Source organism: Bacillus sp. M13(2017), assembly GCF_002218325.1.
GTDB classification, from domain to species: domain Bacteria; phylum Bacillota; class Bacilli; order Bacillales; family Bacillaceae_G; genus Bacillus_A; species Bacillus_A thuringiensis_K.
This window is the reverse complement of sequence record NZ_KZ268500.1, coordinates 817,841-843,004: the sequence shown is the minus strand read 5'-3', so window position 1 is coordinate 843,004 and position 25,164 is coordinate 817,841. Positions and strand designations below refer to the sequence as shown.

Below are 25,164 nucleotides of genomic sequence, written 5' to 3'. Positions count from 1 at the left end.
AAGAGCGAAGGGGATACAATAGCAATTAAAATAAAAGCAAGAATGAAAATATAGTTGTATTCTTACTTTTGTGAAAGTAAAATGAGATTGGAGGGTGAAGAAATGGAACACATTCAATATCGCTTTTTATTAACTGCAATTATCGGTGTTATTTTCTTAATCGGTATCGGCATTATGATTGCTGAAAATAGTCCAATCGGTATTATTATTTGCATTATCGGCACATTTGTTACAGTTGGATACGGTTTTGTAACAAAAAGAAAAATGCGCAAATCACAATAACGCTAAAAAGTAAGAAGCTTATACACAGCCTCTTACTTTTTTTGTTGCTCTCATATAAACGATAACACTTCTTCATACACTCCTGGTTTTGCAACTAACACACTGCTCTTCTCTATGATAGAAAGTGGCGCTCCAGAGAATGTCGTCACCTTACCTCCAACTTCTTCTACAATTATCTGTCCTCCGCCAAAATCCCATGGTGATAATCTCGGCGTTATATATGCATCTATTCTTCCTGTTGCAACGTATACCATCTCTAACGCTGCACAGCCATATGATCTTGTGCCCCTTGCTTTCTTAACAAGTGCCATCATACTTTCCATATTAAGCAATGGATTATCTGTAAGCCATATCGCATTTAAAGCTACAATACCTTCCTCTACAGTTCCTTTTTTCAATGGAGGAATTGATATATCATTACAAAAAGCTCCAGATCCCTTGACTGCATGATATAGTTCATCATGCACTGGATCATATATAAGTCCAATCTTTCCGATACCGTTCTCATAAATCCCAATTGAAATCGCAAAATTTCTTTTTTGATGAACAAAGTTCATCGTGCCGTCAATTGGATCAATTAACCAAACAACCCCGTCAGAAGACGTTATCTCGTCTCCATAACCCTCTTCTCCTAAAATACTATGATTCGGGAATGTTTCTTTAATTTTCCCAATTAAAAACTGTTCTATCTCTCGGTCCATATTTGTAACTAAGTCAGCTGCATTTGATTTTGTTTCTATAATAAGTGCTTTTTTCATTGATGCCATTAAATGCTCTCCTGCATCCCGAATCCACCGTTTGGCGTGTGCATCAATGTCTTTCCATACTTCTTGCATGTTTAAACACTCCGATCTATACTGTTCACAGAAAAAACGAACCCTTTATAAGGTTCGCACCAACTAATTTTTTATACATATACTATTATTACGCTTCTAAACGAATCATTTCAAGTCTTAACACTTCTAACTTTTGTACACACTCTTCTTTTTTCTGTTTATCATCTTCCATCATCGCATCATATAAAGTTGCTAATTCATAATCTAGCTCCAAACGTAGCACCGGTATTCTCTTTTCAGCATCTGTTCTCTTTAACGCATTAATCACCTGTCTCATATTATTTGCCTCCTCCCAATATTCGTCTGCCCTCGGACTAGAATTAATTCAATTTTCTGATTTTTTGTTTTATACTATACTATGTTGGATAAATCATCTATGCAACAAAATTATATTTTTTTATTTAAATTTTTTTGTGCTGTTTTTTTTATGAATAGTACAAGCTATGCTAAAATAAAAGCAAAATAGGAGTTGGAGGAACAATCATGACAATACAAACATTCAAGTCAACTGATTTTGATGTCTTTACAGTTGATGGTCTCGAAGAACGAATGAGTGCAATTAAAACGAACATTCATCCTAAGCTAGAAGCTTTAGGGGAACAATTTGCAGAATACTTATCCAAACAAACTGATGAGAACTTTTTTTATCATGTTGCAAAACACGCACGCCGCAAAGTCAATCCACCAAACGATACTTGGGTTGCTTTTTCAACAAATAAACGAGGATATAAAATGCTACCGCATTTCCAAATCGGCTTATGGGGTACTCATGCCTTCATATACTTTGGTTTAATCTATGAGTGTCCACAAAAAGTTGAGACGGCTCATGCCTTCTTAGAACATTTAAATGATTTAAAAACAAATATTCCAAATGACTTCGTTTGGTCCATTGACCATACTAAACCAAGTGTGAAATTACATAAAACACTTGAAACCGAAGACTTACAAAAGATGATTGAACGACTAGCTACTGTAAAAAAAGCAGAATTATTAGTTGGTATTCATATATCACCAGAGGAGTTTTCAGCAATGACCAACGAACAATTCCTTGCTAAGATTGAATCTACGATGCAATCACTCCTTCCTTTATATGCACTTTGTAATCGATAGTAGAAAACGGACAATTTATATTGTCCGTTTTTAGTTGTTATCACATTATATCACTTCAGTTTTTATTTTTCAAAATATTTTTTACATTTTTACAAGCTTTTGTTCTTCGACTTCTTTTGCCCTTTGAATAGCACGATATATAGAGTATCCACTTACTTCTTGAAATTCTTTATCAATTTTCTTTTCTTCTGCTTTCGATGGAACAATCTCTTTAAAACGACGATATAAACCCATTAATTCTTCTCTTACAATCCCTTTTTCATAAGCTTTCTCAATCGCTTCATAAAACTTAACAATTGTAACCATTTCCTCATTTGACCAATCATAATCTAACGGATATTGATATTCCATTTCGCACCTCATTTATCATTTCTTCTTGTTTCATTATGCTATCTTAAAGAGAATATTTTATTCTTCATTATAGCCACTCTGCATTATACACTATTTATTCATTTTAATGGAATTGTCTTCCTCTATTCATTAGTTGAGGCTAACTATTAAACATACTCACCTTAAAAACATTTTTTTCTATACATCTATAATTATTGGTGATATAATGCTTTTGTTTTATAGAAAATAAAGTGAAGCTACCATCTCAAAAACGATTTTTTGAATGGCAGAAAAACAAGCCTTATTCTAAAAAAGACTAAACTTTTTTAGAGCAGGATTATATAAAACAAATTACACTAAATATTATGAAGAAGAAGGGGTGTATAGATTGTCCCAATACGAAACACCATTGTTTACCGCTTTAGTTGAGCACAGTAAGCGAAATCCAATTCAATTCCATATTCCTGGTCATAAAAAAGGACAGGGCATGGATCCTACATTTCGCGAATTTATTGGGCATAATGCATTAGCAATTGATTTAATTAATATTGCGCCACTCGATGATTTACATCATCCAAAAGGTATGATTAAAGAAGCACAGGATTTAGCAGCCGCTGCATTCGGTGCAGATCATACTTTCTTTTCTATTCAAGGTACAAGTGGCGCTATTATGACAATGGTGATGAGCGTTTGCGGTCCTGGTGACAAAATCCTAGTACCACGAAACGTGCATAAATCAGTAATGTCAGCTATTATTTTCTCAGGTGCAAAACCAATTTTCATGCATCCTGAAATCGATCCGAAGCTCGGTATTTCTCATGGAATCACAATTCAATCTGTCAAAAAAGCACTTGAAGAGCACTCAGATGCAAAGGGCTTACTTGTTATTAACCCAACGTACTTTGGGTTTGCTGCAGACTTAGAACAGATTGTACAATTAGCACATTCTTATGACATCCCTGTACTAGTTGACGAGGCTCATGGTGTTCATATTCATTTTCACGATGAATTGCCGATGTCAGCGATGCAAGCTGGGGCAGATATGGCAGCAACAAGTGTTCACAAATTAGGAGGCTCTTTAACTCAAAGTTCTATTCTTAATGTGAAAGAAGGCTTGGTGAATGTAAAACATGTCCAATCTATTATTAGCATGCTTACGACTACATCAACTTCTTACATCTTGTTAGCATCCCTTGATGTTGCGAGAAAACGTCTTGCTACAGAAGGAACAGCACTCATAGAACAAACAATACAATTAGCTGAACATGTTCGTGATGCTATAAATTCTATTGAGCATCTTTACTGTCCTGGAAAAGAAATGTTAGGTACAGATGCTACCTTTAACTATGATCCTACAAAGATAATTGTATCTGTAAAAGAGTTAGGTATTACCGGCCACCAAGCTGAAGTATGGCTTAGAGAGCAATATAACATTGAAGTAGAACTCTCAGATCTATACAACATACTATGTCTTATCACTTTGGGAGATACAGAAAGTGATACAAATACACTTATTGCAGCATTACAAGATTTAACAGCAACATTTAGAAATAGGGCAGATAAAGGTGTTCAAGTACAAGTAGAGATTCCAGAAATTCCAGTGCTAGCACTTTCTCCCCGAGATGCTTTTTATTCGGAAACAGAAGTCATTCCATTTGAAAATGCAGCGGGGCGTATTATAGCTGATTTTGTTATGGTTTATCCGCCAGGGATTCCAATCTTTACTCCGGGGGAAATTATTACACAAGAAAACTTAGAGTATATTCGTAAAAACTTAGAAGCAGGTTTACCTGTACAAGGTCCTGAAGATATGACATTACAAACATTACGTGTTATTAAAGAGTACAAGCCTATCAGTTGATAGGCTTTTTTTTCACCTTTTCTCCTTTTCTTCATACGATACTAAAGAATGTAACGTATAGGTGGGGATACTATTATGATTGTAATAGGCCGTTCTATTGTACATCCTTATATTACAAATGAATATGAGCCATTTGCAGCAGAGAAACAACAAATTTTATCAATAATGGCAGGAAATCAAGAAGTTTATTCCTTCCGAACAGCTGATGAACTCAGCTTTGATCTCAATTTACGAGTTAATATTATTATCTCTTCACTAGAGCTTTTTCAAAGTGGTTTTCAGTTTCGTACATTTCAACAATCCTTTTGCAACCCCCAGTATTGGAAAAGAACATCCCTTGGAGGATTCGAGCTTCTTCCAAACATACCACCTTCTATTGCCATACAAGATATTTTCAAAAACGGAAAACTATATGGAACTGAATGCGCAACCGCTATGATCATTATTTTTTATAAAGCTTTACTATCATTGTATGAGGAAGAAACTTTCAATCGTCTATTTGCAAACCTTTTACTTTACACATGGGACTACGATCAAGATCTAAGACTCATAACAAAAAACGGTGGCGATCTTGTTCCAGGTGACCTCGTTTACTTTAAAAACCCACAAGTGAATCCAGCTACGATTGAGTGGCAAGGAGAAAACACAATCTATTTAGGAAATTTCTTTTTTTACGGACATGGCGTAGGTGTAAAAACAAAAGAAGAAATTATTTATTCATTAAATGAACGACGAGTTCCTTACGCTTTTATTTCAGCTTTCTTGACCGATACTATTACCCGTATCGATAGTCGTATAATGAGCCAATACGCTTCTTCTAGTACACCACAGACCTCCATAAGCTTTATTCCGATTAGGGATGATGCAATCGTTGCAACAGTTGGTCATACAACTACAATTTATTAAAAAAGCGCCTACACATGTAGGCGCTTTTTCTTATTATTAAGCTTTTGTATGTTCTTTATGGTCACATTCGCAATGAGATCCACATTTCCCGTATAGTACTGTTGATTTTTCATCTTCAAAATGTCCAATTGTTCCTTCACATACTTGGCATACGATTGTTCCCATTTTCATTTCCCCCTGAGTTTTAATAGTAATCTATTTATTTATCATTAAGCTTTCGCATTATCTTTTCTAGCACAGTCACAATTTGTTCCACATTTTCCGTAAAGTACTGTCGTTTTCTCATCTTCAAAATGTCCGATTGTTCCTTCACATACTTGGCATACGATTGTTCCCATTTTCATTTCCCCCTAAGTTTATGGTCCTAAAAACTTTTAGCTGTCCATTTCCTATCAATTATTGGGCTTTTGTATGCTCTGTGTGATCACATCCGCAAGATCCACATTTCCCGTAAAGTACTGTTACTTTCTCATCTTCGAAGTGTGCAATTGTACCTTCACAATCTTGACATACGATTGTTCCCATTTTTCATTTCCCCCTAAGTTTATAATCCCAAAAACTTTTTGTAACCGCTTAACTTTCTGTCTTTATTTTAATATGTTATACTTTTTACGTCAATAGGTTTTTAGTATAACACATTAAATATTTTCAATTTAAATTAGTATGCAATATTCAAATGAAAAAACAGCCATATTTATAAGTACGACTGTTTCACATTAATTATTCTTCATATTCCGCATGTAAAGAAGTTGACGGAACTAGAAATTTGAAAAATTGAGCTAACTCCTTTGCTTCCTCTTCTGATCCTAATTTAAAAATCTCCTGTATATATTGAACATTCTCTACATCATCTCGTCCGAGTAAAGTAGACCTTCCTGTTTGCATACAAACAATGAGCGGCTTTCCAAAAAACATATTTGTATAAATAACACCAAAATCATAACGTGTATCATGTGTCATAAACCCTAAAAATCGTACCTTCACACTTTCATGCTCATCATACAATTTTTCAAACATTGGTTTCCACCTTTCTATATCACGTTTCATTACTAGTATATTAAACAAAACATGTGATACTCCTTTTAATTGTCAAAAAATTCAGTAGGATGTAGAATGATAGTATTCTACTAAGTTAGGGGGAACTTATATGCAACACGCCTTTATTACGCTTGTACCTAAATCCAACCAACAATCAGTTTCAATAGATGATATAAAACAACTTTTTCATTATTATAAAACAGTTACTTCTAAAACTGGTGCCCAAATTAATTACACGTATACAAATACCGCTTTTCCTTATGAAATTTTAGATACATCTACAACAACATTAAAACTTCAATCCAATCACGACCGCTATGACTCAATTTATATTGGTGTTGGTATAGAAAATGAACAATCTTTCATCCAAGTTTCTTTACCACCTAATGCAACATTTGGTGACAAAGGGAAAGCAAATGAATTTTGCCGTTTTTTAGCGAAGAAATTAGAAGGAGAGTTACAATTATTTAATGGAAGAACAATGTATTTTTATAAACGCTAATTTAAAAAATAGATAATATGATTAAAAATAGTATACAATTTGAACATGTAAGAAATAAAGCTTGCTTTCTCACGTGCAATACAAAATATGCTATTACATAGGCTAGATATAGGAATACGAAAAAAAGAATAACTTTATAATGAAACTTATCACCATTCGATAATGTTAATACAGTGGAAAAGCCACTCCATAGTAGTAAATGATAAAATATAACATGTAATATTTTCATGGAACCTTCTCCTTTGACATGCTCTATTTTATTAATATATGGGGTTAAGTTTGAATCAATTACATATTATAGGATGATATACATTACCTTTGAAGTAAGTTACGCCTGAATCATTTGTTAAAGTATTATATATTCATTCGACAAGTACGTTTAAAGACCTTGCAGGTCATTTGATGAAAATAAAAATAGCCCCTCTCTTACAATAAGAGAGGGGCTATTTACATTACTTAATTATTTTACAATGTGAATTGGCATTCCAAGAGCAACTTCAGCTGCTTCCATTGTGATTTCACCTAATGTTGGGTGAGCATGGATTGTTTGAGCGATATCTTCAGCTGTCATTCCAGCTTCGATAGCTAAACCAATCTCAGAGATAATATCAGAAGCACCTGCACCTGCAACTTGAGCACCTACAAGAAGACCATCTTCTTTACGTGTTACAAGTTGTAGGAAACCGTCAGTGCTGTTTAATGATAATGCACGACCGTTAGCAGCGAATGGGAACTTAGATACAGTTACAGTCATTCCAGCTTCTTCAGCTTGTTTTTTAGTGTAACCAACAGATGCTAATTCTGGATCAGTGAAGCATACTGCAGGAATTCCGATGTAATCGATAGCTGATGCATGGCCACTAATTGCTTCTACAGCTACTTTACCTTCGTAAGAAGCTTTGTGAGCTAATGGTGGTCCAGGAACGATATCACCGATTGCATAGATGTTTGGTACATTTGTACGACATTGCTCATCGATTTCGATGATGCCGCGGTCAGTCATTTTAACTCCAACTTGCTCAAGACCGATTTCTTGAGTGTTTGGACGACGACCTACAGTTACTAATACGTAATCTGCTTCTACAGTTTGGATTTCACCGTTAACTTCAAAGCTAACTTTTACGCCAGTTTCTGTTTCTTCAACGCCTTTAGCCATAGCTTTTGTATGGATATTTACGTTACCTTTTTTCTGTAGAGCACGTTTAACAACAGAGCTCATAGCTTTTTCGAAACCAGCTAAGATTTCGTCGCCAGCTTCTACTACAGTAACTTCTGTACCGAAGTTAGCATATGCAGTACCTAATTCCATACCGATGTAACCGCCGCCGATTACAACAAGTTTTTTAGGAATTTCAGGTAAGCTTAAAGCACCTGTAGAGTTGATAACACGTTTAGAGTATTTGAATCCTGGAATTTCGATTGGTGTAGAACCAGTTGCAAGAACAGCATTTTTAAACGTATAAGTTTGAGCTGCATCTTCAGTCATAACGCGTAATGTATTAGCATCTACGAAGTAAGCTTCACCGCGAATGATTTCAACTTTGTTACCTTTAAGAAGGCCTTCAACACCGCCAGTTAATTTCTTAACTACGCCGTTTTTCCATTCTTGAACTTTTGTAAAGTCAACTTTTACGTTTTCTGCAGTAATACCCATGTCATCAGAATGCATTGCATTCTCATAACGATGACCTGCATTGATTAACGCTTTTGAAGGAATACATCCAACGTTTAAGCATACGCCACCAAGGTTAGCTTTTTCAATGATTGCTACCTTTTGACCTAATTGTGCTGCACGAATTGCCGCAACGTATCCACCAGGACCTGCACCAACAACGACTGTATCTAATTCAATTGGGAAATCTCCTACTACCATTGTTATTACGCCTCCATTACTAATAATTGTGGGTCATTCAATAGACGTTTAATTTGGTTTAACGCTTTTTGAGCAGTTGCACCGTCAATTAAACGATGGTCAAAGCTTAGAGATAATGCTAATACTGGAGCTGCAACAATCTCACCGTTTTTCACAACTGGTTTTTCAGCGATACGGCCGATACCAAGGATTGCTACTTCTGGGTGGTTGATAACTGGAGTGAACCATTGTCCACCTGCAGAACCAATGTTTGTAATTGTGCAAGAAGCACCTTTCATTTCAGCTGGAGCTAGACGACCTTCACGTGCTTTACCAGCAAGATCATTGATCTCGTTAGAAATTGTGAAGATAGACTTACGATCTGTATCTTTAACAACTGGTACTAATAGACCTTTGTCTGTATCAGCTGCGATACCGATGTTGAAGTAATGTTTATGAACTACTTCTTGAGATGCATCATCTAAAGAAGTGTTTAACATTGGGTATTCACGTAATGCAGATGTTAAAGCTTTAACAACGTACGGAAGGTAAGTTAATTTAATACCTTTGTCAGCTGCTACTGCTTTGAACTTCTTACGGTGAGCAACAAGTTCTGTTACATCTACTTCGTCCATTAATGTTACGTGAGGAGCTGTGTGTTTAGAGTTAACCATTGCTTTCGCAATCGCTTTACGGATACCACTCATTTTCTCACGAGTTTCTGGATATTCACCAGCTGGGATTGGTTGTGCTTTTGGTGCTTCTTCTTTCGCTGCTGCTGGAGTAGCTTCTACTGCTGCTGGAGCCTCAGTTGCTGCTACAGTTTGTCCACCATTTGCAAATGCATCGATGTCAGCTTTTACGATACGGCCATTCTTACCAGTACCAGATACTTTATGAATGTCTACACCTTTTTCACGAGCGTATTTACGAACAGATGGCATAGCGATTACGCGCTCATTTACTACTTCTGCAGTTGCTGCTGGAGTAGCTTCCGCTGCTGGAGCTTCTACTGCTGCTTCTTCAGCTTTTGGAGCTTCATCATGATCGTCACCTTTAAATTTAAGGTTTTCGTATCCAGGAGCATCAAATTTAATTAATGTATCTCCTACGATTGCAACTGTTCCTTCTTCTACAAGTACTTCAAGTACTTTACCTTTAACAGGAGAAGGGATTTCTACTACTGCTTTATCATTTTGTACTTCAAGAAGTACATCGTCTTCGTTTACTTCATCGCCTGGTTTAATAAACCATTTTACGATTTCACCTTCGTGGATACCTTCACCGATATCTGGTAGTTTAAATTCAAATGCCACGGAATTCAGCCCCCTGATTCATTTCATTATTATGGAATATGTACAAAAGAAACCAGCATGTGCTGATTTCTTTTGCACATGAAAAGCTAAAAATTAGAAGTTCATTACTTTGTTTACAGCTTCAACAATATCTTTGTGGTTTGGTAACCATACGCTCTCTGCTTGAGAGAATGGGAATACTGTATCAGCAGCTGCAACACGTACAACTGGAGCTTCTAAGTTTAAGATTGCACGGTCGTTAATTTCCGCTACAACGTTAGCTGCAATACCAGCTTGTTTTTGAGCTTCTTGAACTACAACTACGCGACCTGTTTTTTCAACAGAAGCGATGATTGTTTCGATATCTAATGGTTGAACTGTACGTAAGTCAACAACCTCTAAAGAGATACCTTCTTTTTCAAGTTCTTCAGCAGCTTTTAATGCAGCGTGAACCATAGCGCCATAAGCGATAACAGATACATCTGTACCTTCACGTTTGATATCAGCTTTGCCTAAATCAATTGTGTAATCACCTTCTGGTACCTCTTGACGGAATGAACGGTACAATTTCATATGCTCTAAGTAGATAACTGGATCGTTGTCACGAATCGCAGAGATTAAAAGACCTTTAGCGTCGTATGGAGTAGATGGAATAACAACTTTTAGACCAGGTTGTTGAGCCACTAATCCTTCTAAGCTATCAGCATGTAGTTCAGGAGTATGAACACCACCACCGAATGGAGAACGAACTGTTACTGGAGCAGTCCAACGTCCACCAGAACGGTAACGCATACGAGCTAATTGACCAGAAATTGAATCCATTACTTCATAAACGAAACCGAAGAATTGGATTTCTGGAACTGGACGGAATCCTTCAAGTGCAAGACCAACTGCAAGTCCACCAATACCAGACTCTGCAAGTGGAGTATCCATTACACGATCTTCACCAAATTCAGCTTGTAAACCTTCAGTAGCACGGAATACACCGCCGTTTACACCAACGTCTTCACCAAATACAAGTACGTTAGGGTCATTTTTCATTTCAACGCGTAAAGCATCAGTGATTGCTTGAATCATTGTCATTTGAGCCATGGCTTACTTCGACTCCTTTTCTTTGTAGATTTCATATTGTTCAGCTAAGTTGTAAGGCATTTTTTCGTACATGATTTCCATTAAATCAGTTACTTTTTGTTTTGGAGCTTGGTCAGCCTTAGCAATTGCTTGTTTGATATCTTCTTTTGCTTCTTCGATTACTGTCTCTTCAACTTCTTGAGACCATAGGCCTTTAGCTTCTAAGAACTTACGGAAGCGTACGATTGGGTCTTTTTGTTCCCATTCGTTTTCGATATCTTTTGTACGGTAACGAGTTGGGTCATCACCAGCCATTGTATGTGGACCGTAACGGAATGTTAAAGTCTCGATTAAAGTAGGGCCTTCGCCATTTACTGCGCGCTCACGAGCGAAAGCAGTCGCTGCGTATACAGCTAGTGGATCCATACCGTCTACTTGAATTCCGTAAATACCTGCTGCTACTGCTTTTTGTGCTACAGTTTTAGCTGCAGATTGCTTTTCTACTGGAGTAGAGATTGCATAACGGTTGTTTTGAACAACGAAGATTGCTGGAGCTTTAAATGCACCTGCAAAGTTCATACCTTCGTAGAAGTCACCTTGTGAAGCACCACCGTCACCAGTGTAAGTAATTGCAACAGATTTTTTACCACGTAGTTTCATACCTAACGCAACACCAGCAGTTTGGATGATTTGCGCACCGATAATGATTTGTGGAGCTAATGCATTTACATTCTCAGGCATTTGGTTACCCATGAAGTGTCCACGAGAGAATAAGAATGCTTGGTATAATGGTAATCCGTGCCATACTAATTGTGGTACATCACGGTATCCTGGTAAGATGAAATCTTCTGCTTCAAGTGCGAAATGACTTGCTAATTGAGAAGCTTCTTGTCCAGCTGTAGGTGCGTAGAAACCTAAACGTCCTTGACGGTTTAAAGAAATAGAACGTTGATCTAATACGCGAGTATACACCATACGACGCATTAATTCTTTTAATTGATCATCAGATAATTCAGGCATAGCTGCTTCATTCACAACTTCACCGTTTTCATTTAAAATTTGTAATGTTTCAAATTGAGCTGCGATAGCTTTCATTTGCTCATCAACATTAAATAGGGTCTTTTTTGTTTTAGTACCCATTCCGTTCACCTCTTCCTCTCTTGAACCATATTCTGAAACGCTTTCACTGGCTATTTTCCAGTTTAAAAAGCGCAACGATGTAAACCAACATGTTTGTCTGTCGGTTGAGAATAATTTTGTGTACCTAACAATCTGTACTAATGTTTTTTCAGAAACATATTAATACAATCTTGATCACGTTTTTTAGTTTACAACTATTCTAATTACGATGTCAATTACTTTGAATACGTTTTTTTATAAATAATATGCAGGTTTCTACTACACAAACGTGTTTTTATTTTTTACATCTGTATTAGTAAGCATTGACCTACTGTTATATTATTCCCTTTTTCACTTATTTTTTCTCTTAGAATAATATGTAAATGATTTAATTCTCTTTAGTTTTTCTCTCTTCGTAACAAAAATATACAAACTACTCTTCCTTTTTTAGGTAAATACCTATACATTTCCACCCTCTCTTCCATACATTATAGTAACCGCAGTATTAGCGGGAAATGATAAAGGAGGTCATCTCATGTACGGATACTCATATTGCTATCCAACTTGTTCATATCCTTCCTACGGTTATGGCGGTTCTTGTGGCGGGTCTGGACGCGGCTTCGCCTTAATCGTTGTGTTGTTTATTCTTTTAATTATCGTTGGTGCTGCTTGCATTCGCTAATGTAAAACGAAACAACTATGGAAAGAAAAAGACGGCTTTGCCGTCTTTTTCTGTTTATCACATACATAGATACTCTATAATAGAACGATTTCCAAAATGCCTTCCCTTTCTTGCCGATGACTTTTTCCATCTCCTTTGGTAGACTAAAGAGGAAAGGAGAGATTACATATGCTTACAATGAAAGATGTTATTCGCGAAGGAGATCCTATTTTGCGCAACGTTGCAGAAGAGGTGTCATTACCGGCAAGCGAAGAAGATACAAATACCTTAAAAGAAATGATTGAATTCGTAATAAATAGCCAAGATCCTGAAATGGCTGAAAAATATAGTTTACGCCCTGGAATCGGATTAGCGGCTCCGCAAATCGGTGTTTCAAAAAAAATGATTGCAGTTCATGTAACCGATGCGGACGGTACATTATATAGCCATGCATTATTCAATCCAAAAATCATTAGCCATTCTGTTGAACGTACATATTTACAGGGTGGTGAAGGTTGTCTATCTGTAGACCGCGAAGTACCTGGTTATGTTCCTCGTTATACAAGAATTACAGTAAAAGCAACTTCTATTAACGGAGAAGAAGTAAAATTACGTTTAAAAGGTTTACCAGCAATCGTATTCCAGCACGAGATTGACCATTTAAATGGAGTTATGTTCTATGACCATATTAATAAAGAAAATCCTTTTGCCGCTCCTGATGATTCCAAACCTCTAGAGCGATAATAAAAAGGCGGAAGTTAACTTCCGCCTTTTTATTATGAAATGGGTTCCATATTCACTTACAGCAATCCAGCCCACTTTAGTCCATGATATATACCGTCTTCACTAACATCCTTTGTCACATGATTTGCAAGTTTTTTTAAGTCTTCATGGCCATTTCCCATCACAATACCTGTGCCAACGGCTTCGATCATTTCTAAATCATTTAAGCCATCTCCGAATGCATACACTTGATCACGATTAAAACCTAACTTTTCAATATATTTCTCAATTCCTTTTGCCTTAGAACCACCATTAGGAATGATGTCCATTGAATATGCATGCCAACGAATAAAATGAAAATCTGGATAATGATTAATAAACTTTTCCTCTTCATTTACTTCACAAAAAAGTAGTGTTTGATAAATATTACGTTCCTCATAAAAATTAGGCTCATATGCTGGATGCTCAAAGTTTAAGCTTCCGAAGCCTTCTTTCACATAATCATGATATTCCACTGATGCTCTCATATTTTGATGGTCAAGGTATACAAGTGGATATCCTTCTTGTTTTGCAAACTGAGTAAACTTATGTAAAGCATCTGGATGTAACGGATTATCAAATATTACCTCATCTTCAAAGACAACATATTGTCCATTAAAACTAACATAATTATGTATATCAAGTTCCTTGCGAATATCTTCGAACATAAATGGCGCGCGCCCTGTCGCAATTGCTACATGTACACCTTTCTCTTGTAACTGTTTTACTGCATCTCGTGTAGATTGTGGAATTTTTTTATCATGATCTAATAACGTTCCATCAATATCAAAAAAGACAATTTTATCATTCATTTGTCAAAATCCTTTCTGGCACTCTATATTCCTATTTTGAATATCACTTTTCAAATTCTAAAAAAAAGTATAACATATTAAACATCTGTGAAGAAAGCGTTCCCTTTCTGACCTTATTTGTAAACTTTGCATATATATATTAGTAAAACATGTGGATACTTGTTCGGATGAATTTTCTTTTCCATTCTTCCTCATACTATACCTATAACTAACGGCTACTAATCGTTACTATAGAATAACTTTCACTGTATGGGAAAGGACAAGATTCACCATTCACTTTTGTCCTATCTCTTATATCAGAGATAGAGTTTTCACTAGTAATAGGCATGTTTAAAATAAGGAAAGGAAGGAGTAATCATGCTGAAGAAGCTGAAGAAAAAGCTCAAGCGTTATTTAAACGGTCTAGTCCGTAAAAAGACAATCGCTTAAATTATGCCCATTTAGGGCTTTTTCTTCATTCTCATTCGAAAAAACATGAAAATCGTGACTGTTTGCTTTATAATAAGTAACAGATAATGCAAAACATAGACAAGGAGAGGTTTTCCAAATGATTTTTAAAGTATTTTATCAAGAAAAATTAACTGAGGTTCCAGTACGTGAAAATACAAAAGTTTTATATTTAGAGGCTACGTCTGAAAAGGATGTTCGTACAAAATTAAATAAGTTCGCATATAATATCGAGTTTGTTCAGTCTGTTACTGGCGCTCATCTTGAATATGAAAAAGAAAACGCTGATTTAACATTAGCGGAAATCGTATAGCGATATGAAATTTCTAAAAAACGACCAAGTTGCTGTATTTGCTCTCGGTGGGCTTGGTGAAATCGGTAAAAATACATACGCTGTTCAATTTCAGGATGAAATTATTATAATTGATGCTGGAATTAAATTTCCAGAGGACGAACTTCTCGGAATCGATTATGTAATACCAGACTACACTTATTTTGTGCGAAACGAAGATAAAATTAAAGGGTTATTCATTACACATGGTCACGAAGATCATATCGGTGGAATCCCTTACCTATTACGTCAAGTGAACATTCCAATTTACGGTGGAAAATTAGCAATTGCGCTCATCAAAAACAAATTAGAAGAACACGGCTTACTTCGTAAAGCAAAACTTTACGAGATTCAAGAAGATGACGTTATTAAATTCAAAAAAACGTCTGTATCCTTCTTCCGTACAACTCACAGTATTCCAGATTCGTACGGCGTTGTTGTGAAAACACCTCAAGGTCAAGTTGTTCATACAGGTGACTTCAAATTTGACTTCACACCAGTTGGTGAACCAGCTGATTTAACGAAAATGGCTGAAATCGGTAAAGATGGCGTACTATGTCTATTATCTGATAGTACGAACAGTGAAGTTCCAAACTTTACTATGTCTGAGCGTCGCGTTGGTGATAGCATTCAAGACATTTTCCGTAAAGTAGAAGGACGGATTATATTCGCAACCTTTGCATCAAATATTCACCGCTTACAACAAGTTGTTGAAGCTGCTGTTGAAAACAACCGTAAAGTAGCTGTGTTTGGTCGAAGTATGGAAGCAGCGATTGAAATTGGACAAAACCTTGGTTATATTCGTTGCCCGAAAGATACATTCATAGATGCATCTCAACTAAACCGCTTACCAGCTAATAAAGTTGTTATTTTATGTACAGGTAGTCAAGGTGAACCGATGGCAGCACTTTCACGTATTGCAAACGGTACACACCGCCAAATTCAAATTATTCCTGGAGATACAGTTGTTTTCTCTTCTTCACCAATTCCAGGAAATACAATTAGCGTAAGTCGTACAATTAACATGTTGTACCGCGCTGGCGCTGATGTAATTCACGGTAAACTTTCAAATATCCATACAAGTGGACACGGTGGACAAGAAGAACAAAAGTTAATGTTACGTCTAATTAAACCGAAGTACTTCATGCCAATTCATGGTGAATATCGTATGCAACGTATGCACATGAACATAGCAAATGATTGTGGCATCCCTGAAGAAAATTGCTTCATTATGGATAATGGCGATGTTCTTGCTTTACGTTCGGATGAAGCTAGCGTAGCTGGAAAAATCCCATCTGGTTCGGTCTACATTGATGGAAACGGTATTGGAGATATTGGCAATATCGTATTACGAGATCGTCGTATCCTTTCTGAAGAAGGACTTGTAATTGTAGTTGTAAGCATTGATATGAAAGAATTTAAAGTTGCAGCAGGACCTGATATCATCTCACGCGGTTTCGTTTACATGCGTGAAAGCAGCGATTTAATCAATGATGCACAAACATTAATTACAACTCATTTAGAAAAAGTAATGGAGCGTAAAACAACACAATGGTCTGAAATTAAAAATGAAATTACAGACACATTAGCCCCATTCCTATATGAGAAAACGAAACGCCGTCCAATGATTTTACCAATCATTATGGAAATATAAGAAAAAGGACAATGCCATGAAGGCATTGTCCTTTTCTTTTCTCTTATCTTAAAAAGTGTTTAAATCGATCCACTTCATCGTCATGACCAATGACAATTAATATATCTCCTGCTTGAATACTCTCCGTAGCTCGAGGGGATACGATAACTTCTTTACCTCGTTTAATTGCTACAATATTCAATCCAAACTTCGCACGAATATCTAATTCAATTAAAGAGTGCCCATCAATTTTTTTATTCGCAATAATCTCTACAATACTATGCTCATCTGAAAGCTCAAGGTAGTCTAACACATTGCTTGATGCAATATTATTAGCAATCCTTTTTCCCATATCACGTTCTGGATGCACAATATGATCTGCACCTATTTTACTTAACACTTTTTCATGATAATCATTTTGAGCTTTTACAGTAATATTTTTTACACCCAGCTCTTTCAAAATCAAAGTCGTTAAAATACTTGAATTTAAATTATCTCCAATAGCAACGACTACGTGATCAAAATTTCGAATACCGAGGCTTTTTAATACCATCTCATCTGTTGAATCTGCAATTACAGCATGCGAAGCTATATTTGCAAATTCATTAATTTTATCCTCATCTGAATCGATTGCCATTACTTCCATACCTAATTGAGCTAGTTCTCGGCAAATACTTCCACCAAAGCGACCAAGTCCAATGACAGCAAATTCTTTTTCTTTCTCACCCACAGGAATTCCTCCAATAACTTCAAGTACTATTTATTTTCAGTGTAACACACTTTATATGCGTCACAAAAACTGTAATTAGCTCTTATTTTTGTTTTTGTATATAAAAATATTGTTGCAAGTAAAAAGCGATACCAACAAGTAACATAGCAAATACAAATATATTTCCAAACGAACTAAATGTTTCAAAAACGAATAATAATGTTTCTTGACCAAAAAAGGCAAATAGAAGCTGTGTGAAGGCAAATAATAATGCCCATATGTAATGATGTTGATGGAATAAATAATGCGTTGCACCTAAAAAAGCAATAAATGAAAAGATAAAGATCCACCAGTTTTCTAAAAATAGTTGCCAATTAAAAAATTGATATCCATTTACTAATATCGCAATAAGCGCGATAACTGCCATCGTCGGCACACTCCAAAATAATGCCCGTCCTCTAAAGAAACGAGTGCCTTTAACGTCTCCTTTTTCATGTGCAATATATGTTAGTACTACTGTGCTTATATACAAAACAGAAAGAATTGTTAAAACGATAATGAGCCAAAAATGTAATTGATAATATTCATGCTCTATATTTGTCACGATTGCAGCTAACATGCACGGAATTAACATTCCCGTCCAACCATCTACTTTTCTTTCATTCCAAAAGACCGTATTACCAATCCTTATTCCTAACAACATAAAAATAATGATACCCAATACAAATAACGTAGTTTTATTCCCTACTAAACTCGTTGAGAAAGCAATTAATCCAATAAATAAAAAGAGCACAAACCCATTCATAATTTCTAGTACAGGTGATAAATATCTCTTTACCCATTTGTATGTTTCGTCATATTCATTATTATCTACTAGACGATAGGCATAAAAACTTATCCCAAAATAAACCGCCGCAATAATAACATACGCATATAAGACGAAACATAAAATCGCACTGCTAATTTGCACGTAATTCCCCACCCTTTTTTCTATGTTTCACATTGATTTTACACACTTTTCATACTAAAAGTAAACATATATAAGTTAGTCAGATAATTAATAATGAGCAGTGGCTAAAACCCCCTGCTCATTATTAAAACAGTACAATTAACTTTAATTCTTTTATTTGTATGTAAATGTCTAAAATCAATCTATACGAGCGTTACTTACACCTCAAAACAAAAAGTTTTTTGGAACCTTCATGAAAGCGGAAGTTTTATTTTCTATTCCCTTTCCACTTTACATATTGGCTTAGAAATGTAATTGCCTTTTCAATCACTTCTTCGTCTGGTTTTAATTTTGCATGATGTAAACCATATTCTGAATTTACTCCAAGCCAAAACATAAATCCAGGGATTTCTCGAAGCATATAACCAAAATCTTCACCTGTCATTGCCTCAGTACATGTAATAACATTCATATCAGTTTGTTTATGTACAAATTGCATAAACTCTCTCGTTAACTCTTCATGGTTATATACTTGATGATACATTGCTCCGTAATCTATAATCGCTTCACACTGGAAAGAAGCTTCGATACCTGCAACAATTGCCTCAATTCTGCTTTTCACACGCTTCATTGATTCCACTGATAATGTTCGAATCGTTCCTTCTAAACGAGATTTTTCTGCAATAATATTTTGAACCGTACCACCTGTAATTTTCCCGATTGTAATTACTGCACTATCAAGAGGATTTACATTGCGACTAATAACAGATTGAAGCTGTGTAACAAGATGACTCGCTGCAACAATCATGTCATTTGCAGTATGCGGATAGGCAGCATGGCCACCTTTTCCTTTTAAATCAATATATAATTCTGAAGTATTGGCAAATAACAGTCCTTCTTTCGTTGCAATTGTCCCTACAGCGTATTCTGGTGCAATATGAAGACCAAGAATTATATTTGGTTTCCATTCTTTTAACTCTTCACTTTCTAACATAGGAAGAGCACCGCCTGGTCCTTCTTCTGCTGGCTGGAATAGAAATACAAGGTCATCATCTATTCTTTCGCTCACAGCTTTCGTTAGAAGGCCTAAACCGATCGCTGTATGTACATCATGGCCACATGCATGCATCATTCCTTCATGAATAGAAGCAAACTCGTATCCAGTTTCCTCTGTAATTGGTAAACCGTCTATATCTGCACGATAACCTATTATTTTTTCGGGTTTTTTTCCATTTACTTTAACGATTACACCCGTTTTCCATGTCTTCACTTCCACAAATTCATGAGAAAGTGTTCCTATATAATCTAAAATATACTGTTGCGTTTTCCATTCCTTAAATCCGATTTCTGGAATTCTATGTAGATCTCTACGAATTTGGACAAATTTGCTTACTGTCATTTTTGCACCTCTATCTATAAAAAGCGTAAGAGCCCATTTACGCTCTTACGCTTTTTTACTTTTTATTTCTCTGGGTTTAATTGACGAAGCTCTTGTTTAATTTCTGTTTTTGCTTTTGTCTTCTCATCAATTTCTTTAATTACACGTGCTGGAGTACCTGCAACAACTGTGTATGGAGGCACATCTTCTGTTACAACAGCTCCCGCTGCCACAACTGCACCTTTACCTACTGTAACACCCTCTAAAACAACTACGTTTGCACCGATTACTACATCATCTTCAACGATAACTGGTTTTGCAGAAGGTGGCTCAATAACACCTGCAAGTACAGCACCTGCACCTACGTGACAGTTTTTACCGACTGTTGCACGTCCACCAAGTACTGCGTTCATGTCGATCATAGAACCTTCACCAATTACAGCACCAATGTTAATTGTTGCATTCATCATAATTACAGCGTTGTCACCAATTTCAACATGGTCACGAATAATAGCACCTGGCTCGATGCGAGCTTTAATACCTTTTAAATCAAGCATTGGGATTGCAGAATTACGACGATCGTTTTCTACAACGTAGTCAACGATGTGCTTATTATTCTCATCAAGAATTGTCTTAATTTCAGACCATTCTCCGAATAATACACCTGATTTTTTATTCACAAATGCTTGTACTGTTTCAGGGAATGTTACTTCTTTTAAATCCCCTTTTATGTATACCTTTACAGGAGTTTTCTTTTCACTTTTTTGAATAAACGAAATAATTTCGTTAGCGTCCATCATTTTCATTCTTGTTGCCTCCTAAATCCATTTATAATGTTACTCTACCAAACGAAAGAGCGAGTAGCAAGATAATAATCTTATTTTTCTCTTTGAATTTCTTCTATAATTTCTAAAAATGCTTGTACTTGTTTCAACTGCCTTGCCGAGTCACTTGTTAACAACCATGTTTCTCTCGTCAGTTGAACAGGTGTTTTATACATATTTTCCTGTACTTCCTTTAAAACAGTAGAAGGTAAAAGGGCATAACCTATACCATTTAAAACAAGTTGTTTACATGTTTCAATTTGGTCAACTACAATCGTTCGCTTAGGCGGATTAGAAAATAAACCATACCACCAATTTTGTATTTGTCCATAATAAGTCGAATCACTTTTAAATTGAATGAACGGCCTATTTGTTTCTTTTAACATCGAAATATCTTTTATTTCTTTATCAACTAAATACAGTTCATCTTCAAATAATTGTTGCTTCTGACCTTTATATTCTTGTGTTCCCCTCAGTATAGCAACATGAACGTCTCCTTCATAAAACTGCTTTTGCACTTCACTACTCCATCCAGTAAACAGCGATATCTTTACAGAAGGATATTTATGCACAAACTTTTTCAAAACAGGAGGGAGCCAATATTGACCAATAACTGATGCAACAGCTATTTTTAACGTTCCATGAGTTTCCGTTCTAAAAACAGCTAGCTCACTTTTTATATCTTCTTCCCTTTGCAACATTTCTTTAGCATAATTTGCTACTTTTTCCCCTTCAGGTGTAATTGTCAATCCTTTTTGTGAGCGAATAAAAAACTTCATTCCCCATTGTTTCTCCATAGATTGTAATCGTTGACTCAGCGCAGGTTGGGAAACAAATAAACGTTCCGCCGCTTTTCTCATATTTGATTCCTGAGCTAACACAACCATCATTTGAAAATCATCAATTTGCAACTTTCTCCCTCTTTCCTTAGCTTCCATACACCTTATTTCAATAAGCTTTTCATCCTTAATTTAGCCGAATGCTTTCATTCAGAAAATACAATTTCCGAGCGCAAACTTCCTTATGTTTTATGTCTTTTTAAATATAATACATACACAAGTGATATGCACGAAAAAAAAAGTGACTTCTTCGTTTCTATGAAGTCACTTTTCTCACGTTATCGATTATGTTGCCTTACTTTCTTATTCAACAATTTTAAAATAGCCCGACGTGTTAAAATCCCCTCAAAATAGCCTTCTTCATTAACAGCACAAATAAAAGGATGATCAATTGTCATTTCTAAAGCTTTTGCAAATGAATCTTCTAATTTAAGAACAGGTATATCTTCCTTCATCACCTGCTCTACTTTCATATCATCAAGTCTTTCAAACTCAATACGCTCTAATCCTAACATACCATCTAATATCATGGCAGTACTAATCAAACCATGTAGTTTATACATTGGATCTAAGACAGGTATCGCCGAATATCCAGATTTCACAAGAACGAGTAAAGCATGTTCTAAACTATTTCCAATTTGGACATGAGCTACTTTTTCCGATGAAATCATTAAATCCTTCACAAGAATTTGTTGAAATTCGTCTTTCGGAATACTAATCATATTACATCCCCCATTTTCCCTTTTTCCTGCTTATGTTCACAACTCTATTCACATTTTATGACAGCGTTTTCATATTATTATTTTGTCCTAAATTTATTTTAATAAAAATACAATCACACAGCTATTTTAGCATACAGTACAAAAAAAAGACTACCATTCCGGTAGCGCTTAATACCCTTTATTTTTTAATCTGTAAAATAACCTTGTGATTTTTTTATATTGCATCACATCTGTCTGTTTCAAACCATTCTCAATATCTGTAAGTTCCACAGCTAAAATTTCACTTGCATAATTTTGCTGAAATAAAATATCTAGTAGCAAACTTTCTTCTTCCTTCGTTAAAACAACTTCCCTTTGCATATACCCCTCTCCTTACACTCGCATCGTTACTCTTATTATATAAAAAATTCAACCTATTTAATGGATGTAATATTCAGTTTTTACTAAAAGATATGTAGCAATCGTAAATAGACAAAAAATCATTTCGTATATCGATTTGCATAGCTAAACGCCGCATAAGCATCCGGCTTAATTTTTGCAGTTAATCCCATCGCTCGAATTTTTTCTGTCATATCTAAAATAAATTCTTTTGTTAAACCATCATTCCCAATGTCTAAATGAATTTCCATTATGAATCCAGCCCCATCTTGAGCATAAGGGTGCAATAACTCCCATATTGTTTGTATATGAGTAGGCGTAAATAGACATGCGATTTCTTGACTAAACTGTGTTTCTAAATATATTTTCTCACGTAAGGTTGTTGGCTTATCTTTTACTGATCTATGGTGTAAACAACCCCAGGCACCTTTTCCAACACGATGAATATGGATTGCTGTAATAAACCTCGTATCCTTTTGATGGGCTTGCGAGTCTGTCCCAATGGATAATCGATATAAATTTCGTGGATCCTTTTCAATGAAACTACAAATACGGTTAAAAACCATATCGAAATTTAAATGTCTCTCTGAAACATTGTAAAATTTATGTGCACCGTCCATAGAGTCACGTCCTTTCAATTAGACAGACTTTTTGTATTCTCATTGTATGGGACAAAAACTAAAATTATAACTTCCTATCCTTTATTCGTTTCAATATTTCGAATTATAAAGTGACAAACTTGGCACGTATAAATTACATTTTGATTAGATTGAGCCGTTAATACATGAATAATCTCAGCAGAACTTTGACAATTAGGACAAATCACAACTGGTAAACGTTCCATACGATAACCTCCTAGTTATATTTCCCCCGCTATTTGCAGAACCCAACGATTGTGAGAAATTTAGCTTCACATATTCAGCCGGTTGACGGGACTAATTATCCACATGGATAAGCAAACTTGCACGGATTAAATTTTCATTTTAATACCATTGTAGGAAAAATAAAAAACTTCTATACATTACGCCGGAAAGTAATAGAACTAAAAAAGGTACTGCCATGTGGCAGTACCTTTTTTATATGTATCAAGAAATGATATCGTAAATCTCAATTGCAACCATGTCGATATTATCGAATTGATACACTTGAGGTTTTTCACCTTGTTGATACACTTCTAACTCATACATTTCACTTTTATCGAAAAATTTCACGCTACATTTGCGCTCACCGTTCACTTCAAAATAGCGTTGTGCTACTTCACCGCTTTCAGCTTGTTCTTGTAGACTAACAAGTCGAGTTAAAATTCCTTGGAGTAGAGACATGAAATCTCTCCTTTCTCTGATCTTCCTACCAATAGGTTTTACAGCTATACTCATTCTATCCGTCATAACAGAAAAAATGTTCCACACTCTAGGATAAAGGTTATTGGCCAGAAACTCAACTAAAAATTTGTCGAAATGCGAAGGAAAAAACAGAAAGAACATATTTCCCCTTCTTTATTGCGGTTTTTATATTGGAAGAATATAATAAAAAACAGAAAAAAGGAGGAATTACAATGAAAAAAATTGAGGTTTATACACAACCCGATTGTCCGCCATGTGTTATTGTAAAAGAATTTTTGAAGCATAATAACGTTGCATATAAAGAATTTGACGTAAAAAAAGACGCTGCTGCTCGCAATCGTCTTTTAAACGACTATGATTCTTATTCAACTCCAACAGTCGTAATTGATGGCGAAGTAGTTGCAGGTTTTCAAATTGAAAAGTTACAAAAACTACTCAATATAGAATAGGAATAGGTAAATACCTATTCCTATTCTTATCCCGCTATTTGTAGGTAATAAAACTCCCACCCAAAATTTAGCTACAGCAAAGAAGTTAGATGGAAGAGTAATCCCTCCCACTGATTAAAAGTTTCACTTTATAATTGTTGCAACCTTTTTATTTCAGTTAAAAGTTCCTGACTTTCATGATATCCTGCTAACTTCCATTTATCTTGATCCCTTTTCAATGTTACAATTTGATATTGTCCACTTTTTGTCCGCTCATATACATATAAATTTTTATGTTCTTCATCATACGACATTTTCGTTTCTGAATTAAAAGAAAACGGTGCTTCTTTTGCCGGAAGTAAATATTCACCACTTTGTTTATCACTTCTGCTATTTTCATCTGTAAATACTTGAAGGAAATTATCTGTAAAATACGGTGATAACATCTCTATCATCTTATTCATCGGCAAATTCTTTCCACGAATTGAAAATTGGGTTTCATAGCCTTTTTGTATCGTTGTAAATACTTCTTTCCGATCGACTTCCACTTCCTCTTTTCCTAAAACAGTCGTAACACTATAACCAACTAGAAAGGCAACACATACAAATAGAACAAGCCATATTCCATATTTCCTCATTTTTTCACCTTCCTTTTAAAAGAACTTGTCTTTGTAGTATTCATTGTAACAATGATTATGCAAAGAAAGGACAGGTTTCGTTCGTAAAATCTTTACAACGATAGACAG

At 35.5% G+C, this 25,164-nt stretch carries 34 protein-coding genes; 10 read left to right on the top strand and 24 right to left on the bottom strand.

Annotated elements, in window-relative coordinates; translation table 11 throughout:
• Nucleotides 1–102 precede the first annotated feature (102 nt).
• Nucleotides 103–282: a DUF5325 family protein gene (locus CGQ22_RS04905; protein WP_000400127.1), complete on the top strand. Its 180-nt coding sequence runs from the start codon at nucleotides 103–105 to the stop codon at nucleotides 280–282.
• A 50-nt stretch (nucleotides 283–332) separates the two neighbouring features.
• On the opposite strand, the gene CGQ22_RS04900 is transcribed toward CGQ22_RS04905, so the two are convergent.
• Both CGQ22_RS04900 and CGQ22_RS04895 read right to left on the bottom strand, forming a co-directional pair.
• On the bottom strand, nucleotides 333–1,118 hold the full coding sequence (locus CGQ22_RS04900) for an inositol monophosphatase family protein (RefSeq protein ID WP_001158708.1): 786 nt from the start codon (nucleotides 1,116–1,118) through the stop codon (nucleotides 333–335).
• 88 nt (nucleotides 1,119–1,206) lie between these two features.
• Nucleotides 1,207–1,395 carry a hypothetical protein gene (locus tag CGQ22_RS04895; RefSeq protein ID WP_001250164.1) on the bottom strand — a complete coding sequence of 63 codons (189 nt, stop codon included), beginning with the start codon at nucleotides 1,393–1,395 and terminating at the stop codon, nucleotides 1,207–1,209.
• Between the two features lie 206 nt (nucleotides 1,396–1,601).
• Between CGQ22_RS04895 and CGQ22_RS04890 the strand changes: the two genes are divergently transcribed.
• On the top strand, nucleotides 1,602–2,228 hold the full coding sequence (locus CGQ22_RS04890; protein WP_000155317.1) for a YktB family protein: 627 nt from the start codon (nucleotides 1,602–1,604) through the stop codon (nucleotides 2,226–2,228).
• 81 nt (nucleotides 2,229–2,309) lie between these two features.
• Here the strand turns inward: CGQ22_RS04890 and CGQ22_RS04885 are convergent, their stop codons facing one another.
• A complete protein-coding gene (locus tag CGQ22_RS04885; RefSeq protein ID WP_000456557.1) occupies nucleotides 2,310–2,579 on the bottom strand; it encodes a UPF0223 family protein in 270 nt (89 codons plus the stop codon).
• 367 nt (nucleotides 2,580–2,946) lie between these two features.
• Here CGQ22_RS04885 and speA point away from each other — a divergent pair, with 367 nt between their 5' ends.
• Together speA and CGQ22_RS04875 are read left to right on the top strand one after the other, a co-directional pair.
• Nucleotides 2,947–4,419 (top strand): arginine decarboxylase, encoded by a 1,473-nt coding sequence (gene speA / locus CGQ22_RS04880; protein WP_139032790.1) that lies wholly within the window; start codon nucleotides 2,947–2,949, stop codon nucleotides 4,417–4,419.
• A gap of 75 nt (nucleotides 4,420–4,494) precedes the next feature.
• Nucleotides 4,495–5,325: a protein-glutamine gamma-glutamyltransferase gene (locus CGQ22_RS04875; protein ID WP_000635343.1), complete on the top strand. Its 831-nt coding sequence runs from the start codon at nucleotides 4,495–4,497 to the stop codon at nucleotides 5,323–5,325.
• Between the two features lie 36 nt (nucleotides 5,326–5,361).
• Here CGQ22_RS04875 and CGQ22_RS04870 read toward each other — a convergent pair whose 3' ends face one another.
• From CGQ22_RS04870 to CGQ22_RS04855, 4 genes are all read right to left on the bottom strand, one after another.
• Nucleotides 5,362–5,490 carry a GapA-binding peptide SR1P gene (locus CGQ22_RS04870; RefSeq protein WP_000536796.1) on the bottom strand — a complete coding sequence of 43 codons (129 nt, stop codon included), beginning with the start codon at nucleotides 5,488–5,490 and terminating at the stop codon, nucleotides 5,362–5,364.
• Between the two features lie 44 nt (nucleotides 5,491–5,534).
• Nucleotides 5,535–5,663 (bottom strand): GapA-binding peptide SR1P, encoded by a 129-nt coding sequence (locus tag CGQ22_RS04865; protein ID WP_000536803.1) that lies wholly within the window; start codon nucleotides 5,661–5,663, stop codon nucleotides 5,535–5,537.
• Between the two features lie 58 nt (nucleotides 5,664–5,721).
• Entirely contained in the window at nucleotides 5,722–5,850 is a 129-nt protein-coding gene (locus CGQ22_RS04860) for a GapA-binding peptide SR1P (protein WP_000536778.1), read from the bottom strand.
• A 195-nt stretch (nucleotides 5,851–6,045) separates the two neighbouring features.
• Nucleotides 6,046–6,342 (bottom strand): DUF3055 domain-containing protein, encoded by a 297-nt coding sequence (locus tag CGQ22_RS04855; RefSeq protein ID WP_000462038.1) that lies wholly within the window; start codon nucleotides 6,340–6,342, stop codon nucleotides 6,046–6,048.
• A 130-nt stretch (nucleotides 6,343–6,472) separates the two neighbouring features.
• On the opposite strand from CGQ22_RS04855, the gene CGQ22_RS04850 reads away from it, so the two are divergent.
• Nucleotides 6,473–6,865 (top strand): DUF1885 family protein, encoded by a 393-nt coding sequence (locus tag CGQ22_RS04850; protein WP_001163299.1) that lies wholly within the window; start codon nucleotides 6,473–6,475, stop codon nucleotides 6,863–6,865.
• A 1-nt stretch (nucleotide 6,866) separates the two neighbouring features.
• On the opposite strand, the gene CGQ22_RS04845 is transcribed toward CGQ22_RS04850, so the two are convergent.
• The 5 genes from CGQ22_RS04845 to pdhA form a co-directional block, all read right to left on the bottom strand.
• On the bottom strand, nucleotides 6,867–7,094 hold the full coding sequence (locus CGQ22_RS04845; protein ID WP_000697469.1) for a hypothetical protein: 228 nt from the start codon (nucleotides 7,092–7,094) through the stop codon (nucleotides 6,867–6,869).
• Nucleotides 7,095–7,325: 231 nt separating this feature from the next.
• Nucleotides 7,326–8,738, bottom strand: coding sequence for a dihydrolipoyl dehydrogenase (gene lpdA / locus CGQ22_RS04840; RefSeq protein WP_000260108.1), 1,413 nt, complete (start codon nucleotides 8,736–8,738; stop codon nucleotides 7,326–7,328).
• A gap of 5 nt (nucleotides 8,739–8,743) precedes the next feature.
• Complete coding sequence (gene pdhC, locus CGQ22_RS04835; protein ID WP_000863422.1) at nucleotides 8,744–10,033, bottom strand: pyruvate dehydrogenase complex dihydrolipoyllysine-residue acetyltransferase; 1,290 nt, start codon at nucleotides 10,031–10,033, stop codon at nucleotides 8,744–8,746.
• A 93-nt stretch (nucleotides 10,034–10,126) separates the two neighbouring features.
• Nucleotides 10,127–11,104 (bottom strand): pyruvate dehydrogenase complex E1 component subunit beta, encoded by a 978-nt coding sequence (pdhB, locus tag CGQ22_RS04830; protein WP_000068168.1) that lies wholly within the window; start codon nucleotides 11,102–11,104, stop codon nucleotides 10,127–10,129.
• Nucleotides 11,105–11,107: 3 nt separating this feature from the next.
• Nucleotides 11,108–12,223, bottom strand: a complete 1,116-nt coding sequence (gene pdhA / locus CGQ22_RS04825; RefSeq protein WP_000536895.1) for a pyruvate dehydrogenase E1 component subunit alpha — start codon at nucleotides 12,221–12,223, stop codon at nucleotides 11,108–11,110.
• 514 nt (nucleotides 12,224–12,737) lie between these two features.
• On the opposite strand from pdhA, the gene CGQ22_RS04820 reads away from it, so the two are divergent.
• A complete protein-coding gene (locus CGQ22_RS04820; RefSeq protein ID WP_000274562.1) occupies nucleotides 12,738–12,884 on the top strand; it encodes a YjcZ family sporulation protein in 147 nt (48 codons plus the stop codon).
• A 168-nt stretch (nucleotides 12,885–13,052) separates the two neighbouring features.
• Nucleotides 13,053–13,607: a peptide deformylase gene (gene def / locus CGQ22_RS04815; RefSeq protein WP_089148313.1), complete on the top strand. Its 555-nt coding sequence runs from the start codon at nucleotides 13,053–13,055 to the stop codon at nucleotides 13,605–13,607.
• A 56-nt stretch (nucleotides 13,608–13,663) separates the two neighbouring features.
• Here def and CGQ22_RS04810 read toward each other — a convergent pair whose 3' ends face one another.
• The gene (locus CGQ22_RS04810) at nucleotides 13,664–14,437 is read right to left on the bottom strand and encodes a Cof-type HAD-IIB family hydrolase (protein ID WP_000998267.1); all 774 of its coding nucleotides are present in this window, start codon (nucleotides 14,435–14,437) and stop codon (nucleotides 13,664–13,666) included.
• A 547-nt stretch (nucleotides 14,438–14,984) separates the two neighbouring features.
• Here CGQ22_RS04810 and CGQ22_RS04800 point away from each other — a divergent pair.
• Together CGQ22_RS04800 and rnjA are read left to right on the top strand one after the other, a co-directional pair.
• Entirely contained in the window at nucleotides 14,985–15,197 is a 213-nt protein-coding gene (locus tag CGQ22_RS04800) for a DNA-dependent RNA polymerase subunit epsilon (RefSeq protein ID WP_000576435.1), read from the top strand.
• 4 nt (nucleotides 15,198–15,201) lie between these two features.
• Entirely contained in the window at nucleotides 15,202–16,869 is a 1,668-nt protein-coding gene (rnjA, locus tag CGQ22_RS04795) for a ribonuclease J1 (RefSeq protein WP_000670377.1), read from the top strand.
• A gap of 43 nt (nucleotides 16,870–16,912) precedes the next feature.
• Here the strand turns inward: rnjA and CGQ22_RS04790 are convergent, their stop codons facing one another.
• The 10 genes from CGQ22_RS04790 to CGQ22_RS04745 form a co-directional block, all read right to left on the bottom strand.
• Entirely contained in the window at nucleotides 16,913–17,578 is a 666-nt protein-coding gene (locus tag CGQ22_RS04790; protein WP_000504034.1) for a potassium channel family protein, read from the bottom strand.
• A gap of 82 nt (nucleotides 17,579–17,660) precedes the next feature.
• Nucleotides 17,661–18,527 carry a hypothetical protein gene (locus tag CGQ22_RS04785; RefSeq protein ID WP_001167319.1) on the bottom strand — a complete coding sequence of 289 codons (867 nt, stop codon included), beginning with the start codon at nucleotides 18,525–18,527 and terminating at the stop codon, nucleotides 17,661–17,663.
• A gap of 247 nt (nucleotides 18,528–18,774) precedes the next feature.
• Entirely contained in the window at nucleotides 18,775–19,905 is a 1,131-nt protein-coding gene (locus tag CGQ22_RS04780; protein ID WP_000218668.1) for an N-acetyldiaminopimelate deacetylase, read from the bottom strand.
• A 62-nt stretch (nucleotides 19,906–19,967) separates the two neighbouring features.
• Nucleotides 19,968–20,690 carry a 2,3,4,5-tetrahydropyridine-2,6-dicarboxylate N-acetyltransferase gene (dapD, locus tag CGQ22_RS04775; RefSeq protein WP_000783241.1) on the bottom strand — a complete coding sequence of 241 codons (723 nt, stop codon included), beginning with the start codon at nucleotides 20,688–20,690 and terminating at the stop codon, nucleotides 19,968–19,970.
• Between the two features lie 71 nt (nucleotides 20,691–20,761).
• The gene (locus CGQ22_RS04770; RefSeq protein WP_001987174.1) at nucleotides 20,762–21,646 is read right to left on the bottom strand and encodes a LysR family transcriptional regulator; all 885 of its coding nucleotides are present in this window, start codon (nucleotides 21,644–21,646) and stop codon (nucleotides 20,762–20,764) included.
• 179 nt (nucleotides 21,647–21,825) lie between these two features.
• Nucleotides 21,826–22,269 carry a cyclic-di-AMP-binding protein CbpB gene (gene cbpB, locus CGQ22_RS04765; protein WP_000623581.1) on the bottom strand — a complete coding sequence of 148 codons (444 nt, stop codon included), beginning with the start codon at nucleotides 22,267–22,269 and terminating at the stop codon, nucleotides 21,826–21,828.
• Nucleotides 22,270–22,437: 168 nt separating this feature from the next.
• Nucleotides 22,438–22,629 (bottom strand): antirepressor AbbA, encoded by a 192-nt coding sequence (gene abbA, locus CGQ22_RS04760; protein ID WP_001188692.1) that lies wholly within the window; start codon nucleotides 22,627–22,629, stop codon nucleotides 22,438–22,440.
• A gap of 119 nt (nucleotides 22,630–22,748) precedes the next feature.
• Nucleotides 22,749–23,267, bottom strand: a complete 519-nt coding sequence (locus CGQ22_RS04755) for a ribonuclease H-like YkuK family protein (RefSeq protein WP_000348491.1) — start codon at nucleotides 23,265–23,267, stop codon at nucleotides 22,749–22,751.
• 74 nt (nucleotides 23,268–23,341) lie between these two features.
• Nucleotides 23,342–23,491 (bottom strand): hypothetical protein, encoded by a 150-nt coding sequence (locus CGQ22_RS31820; RefSeq protein WP_000440539.1) that lies wholly within the window; start codon nucleotides 23,489–23,491, stop codon nucleotides 23,342–23,344.
• A gap of 241 nt (nucleotides 23,492–23,732) precedes the next feature.
• Nucleotides 23,733–23,969 carry a YkuJ family protein gene (locus tag CGQ22_RS04745; RefSeq protein ID WP_000055151.1) on the bottom strand — a complete coding sequence of 79 codons (237 nt, stop codon included), beginning with the start codon at nucleotides 23,967–23,969 and terminating at the stop codon, nucleotides 23,733–23,735.
• 233 nt (nucleotides 23,970–24,202) lie between these two features.
• Between CGQ22_RS04745 and CGQ22_RS04740 the strand changes: the two genes are divergently transcribed.
• On the top strand, nucleotides 24,203–24,439 hold the full coding sequence (locus CGQ22_RS04740) for a glutaredoxin family protein (protein WP_089148312.1): 237 nt from the start codon (nucleotides 24,203–24,205) through the stop codon (nucleotides 24,437–24,439).
• Between the two features lie 128 nt (nucleotides 24,440–24,567).
• Here the strand turns inward: CGQ22_RS04740 and CGQ22_RS04735 are convergent, their stop codons facing one another.
• Nucleotides 24,568–25,056 carry a DUF3993 domain-containing protein gene (locus tag CGQ22_RS04735; RefSeq protein ID WP_001233807.1) on the bottom strand — a complete coding sequence of 163 codons (489 nt, stop codon included), beginning with the start codon at nucleotides 25,054–25,056 and terminating at the stop codon, nucleotides 24,568–24,570.
• Between the last annotated feature and the right edge of the window lie 108 nt (nucleotides 25,057–25,164).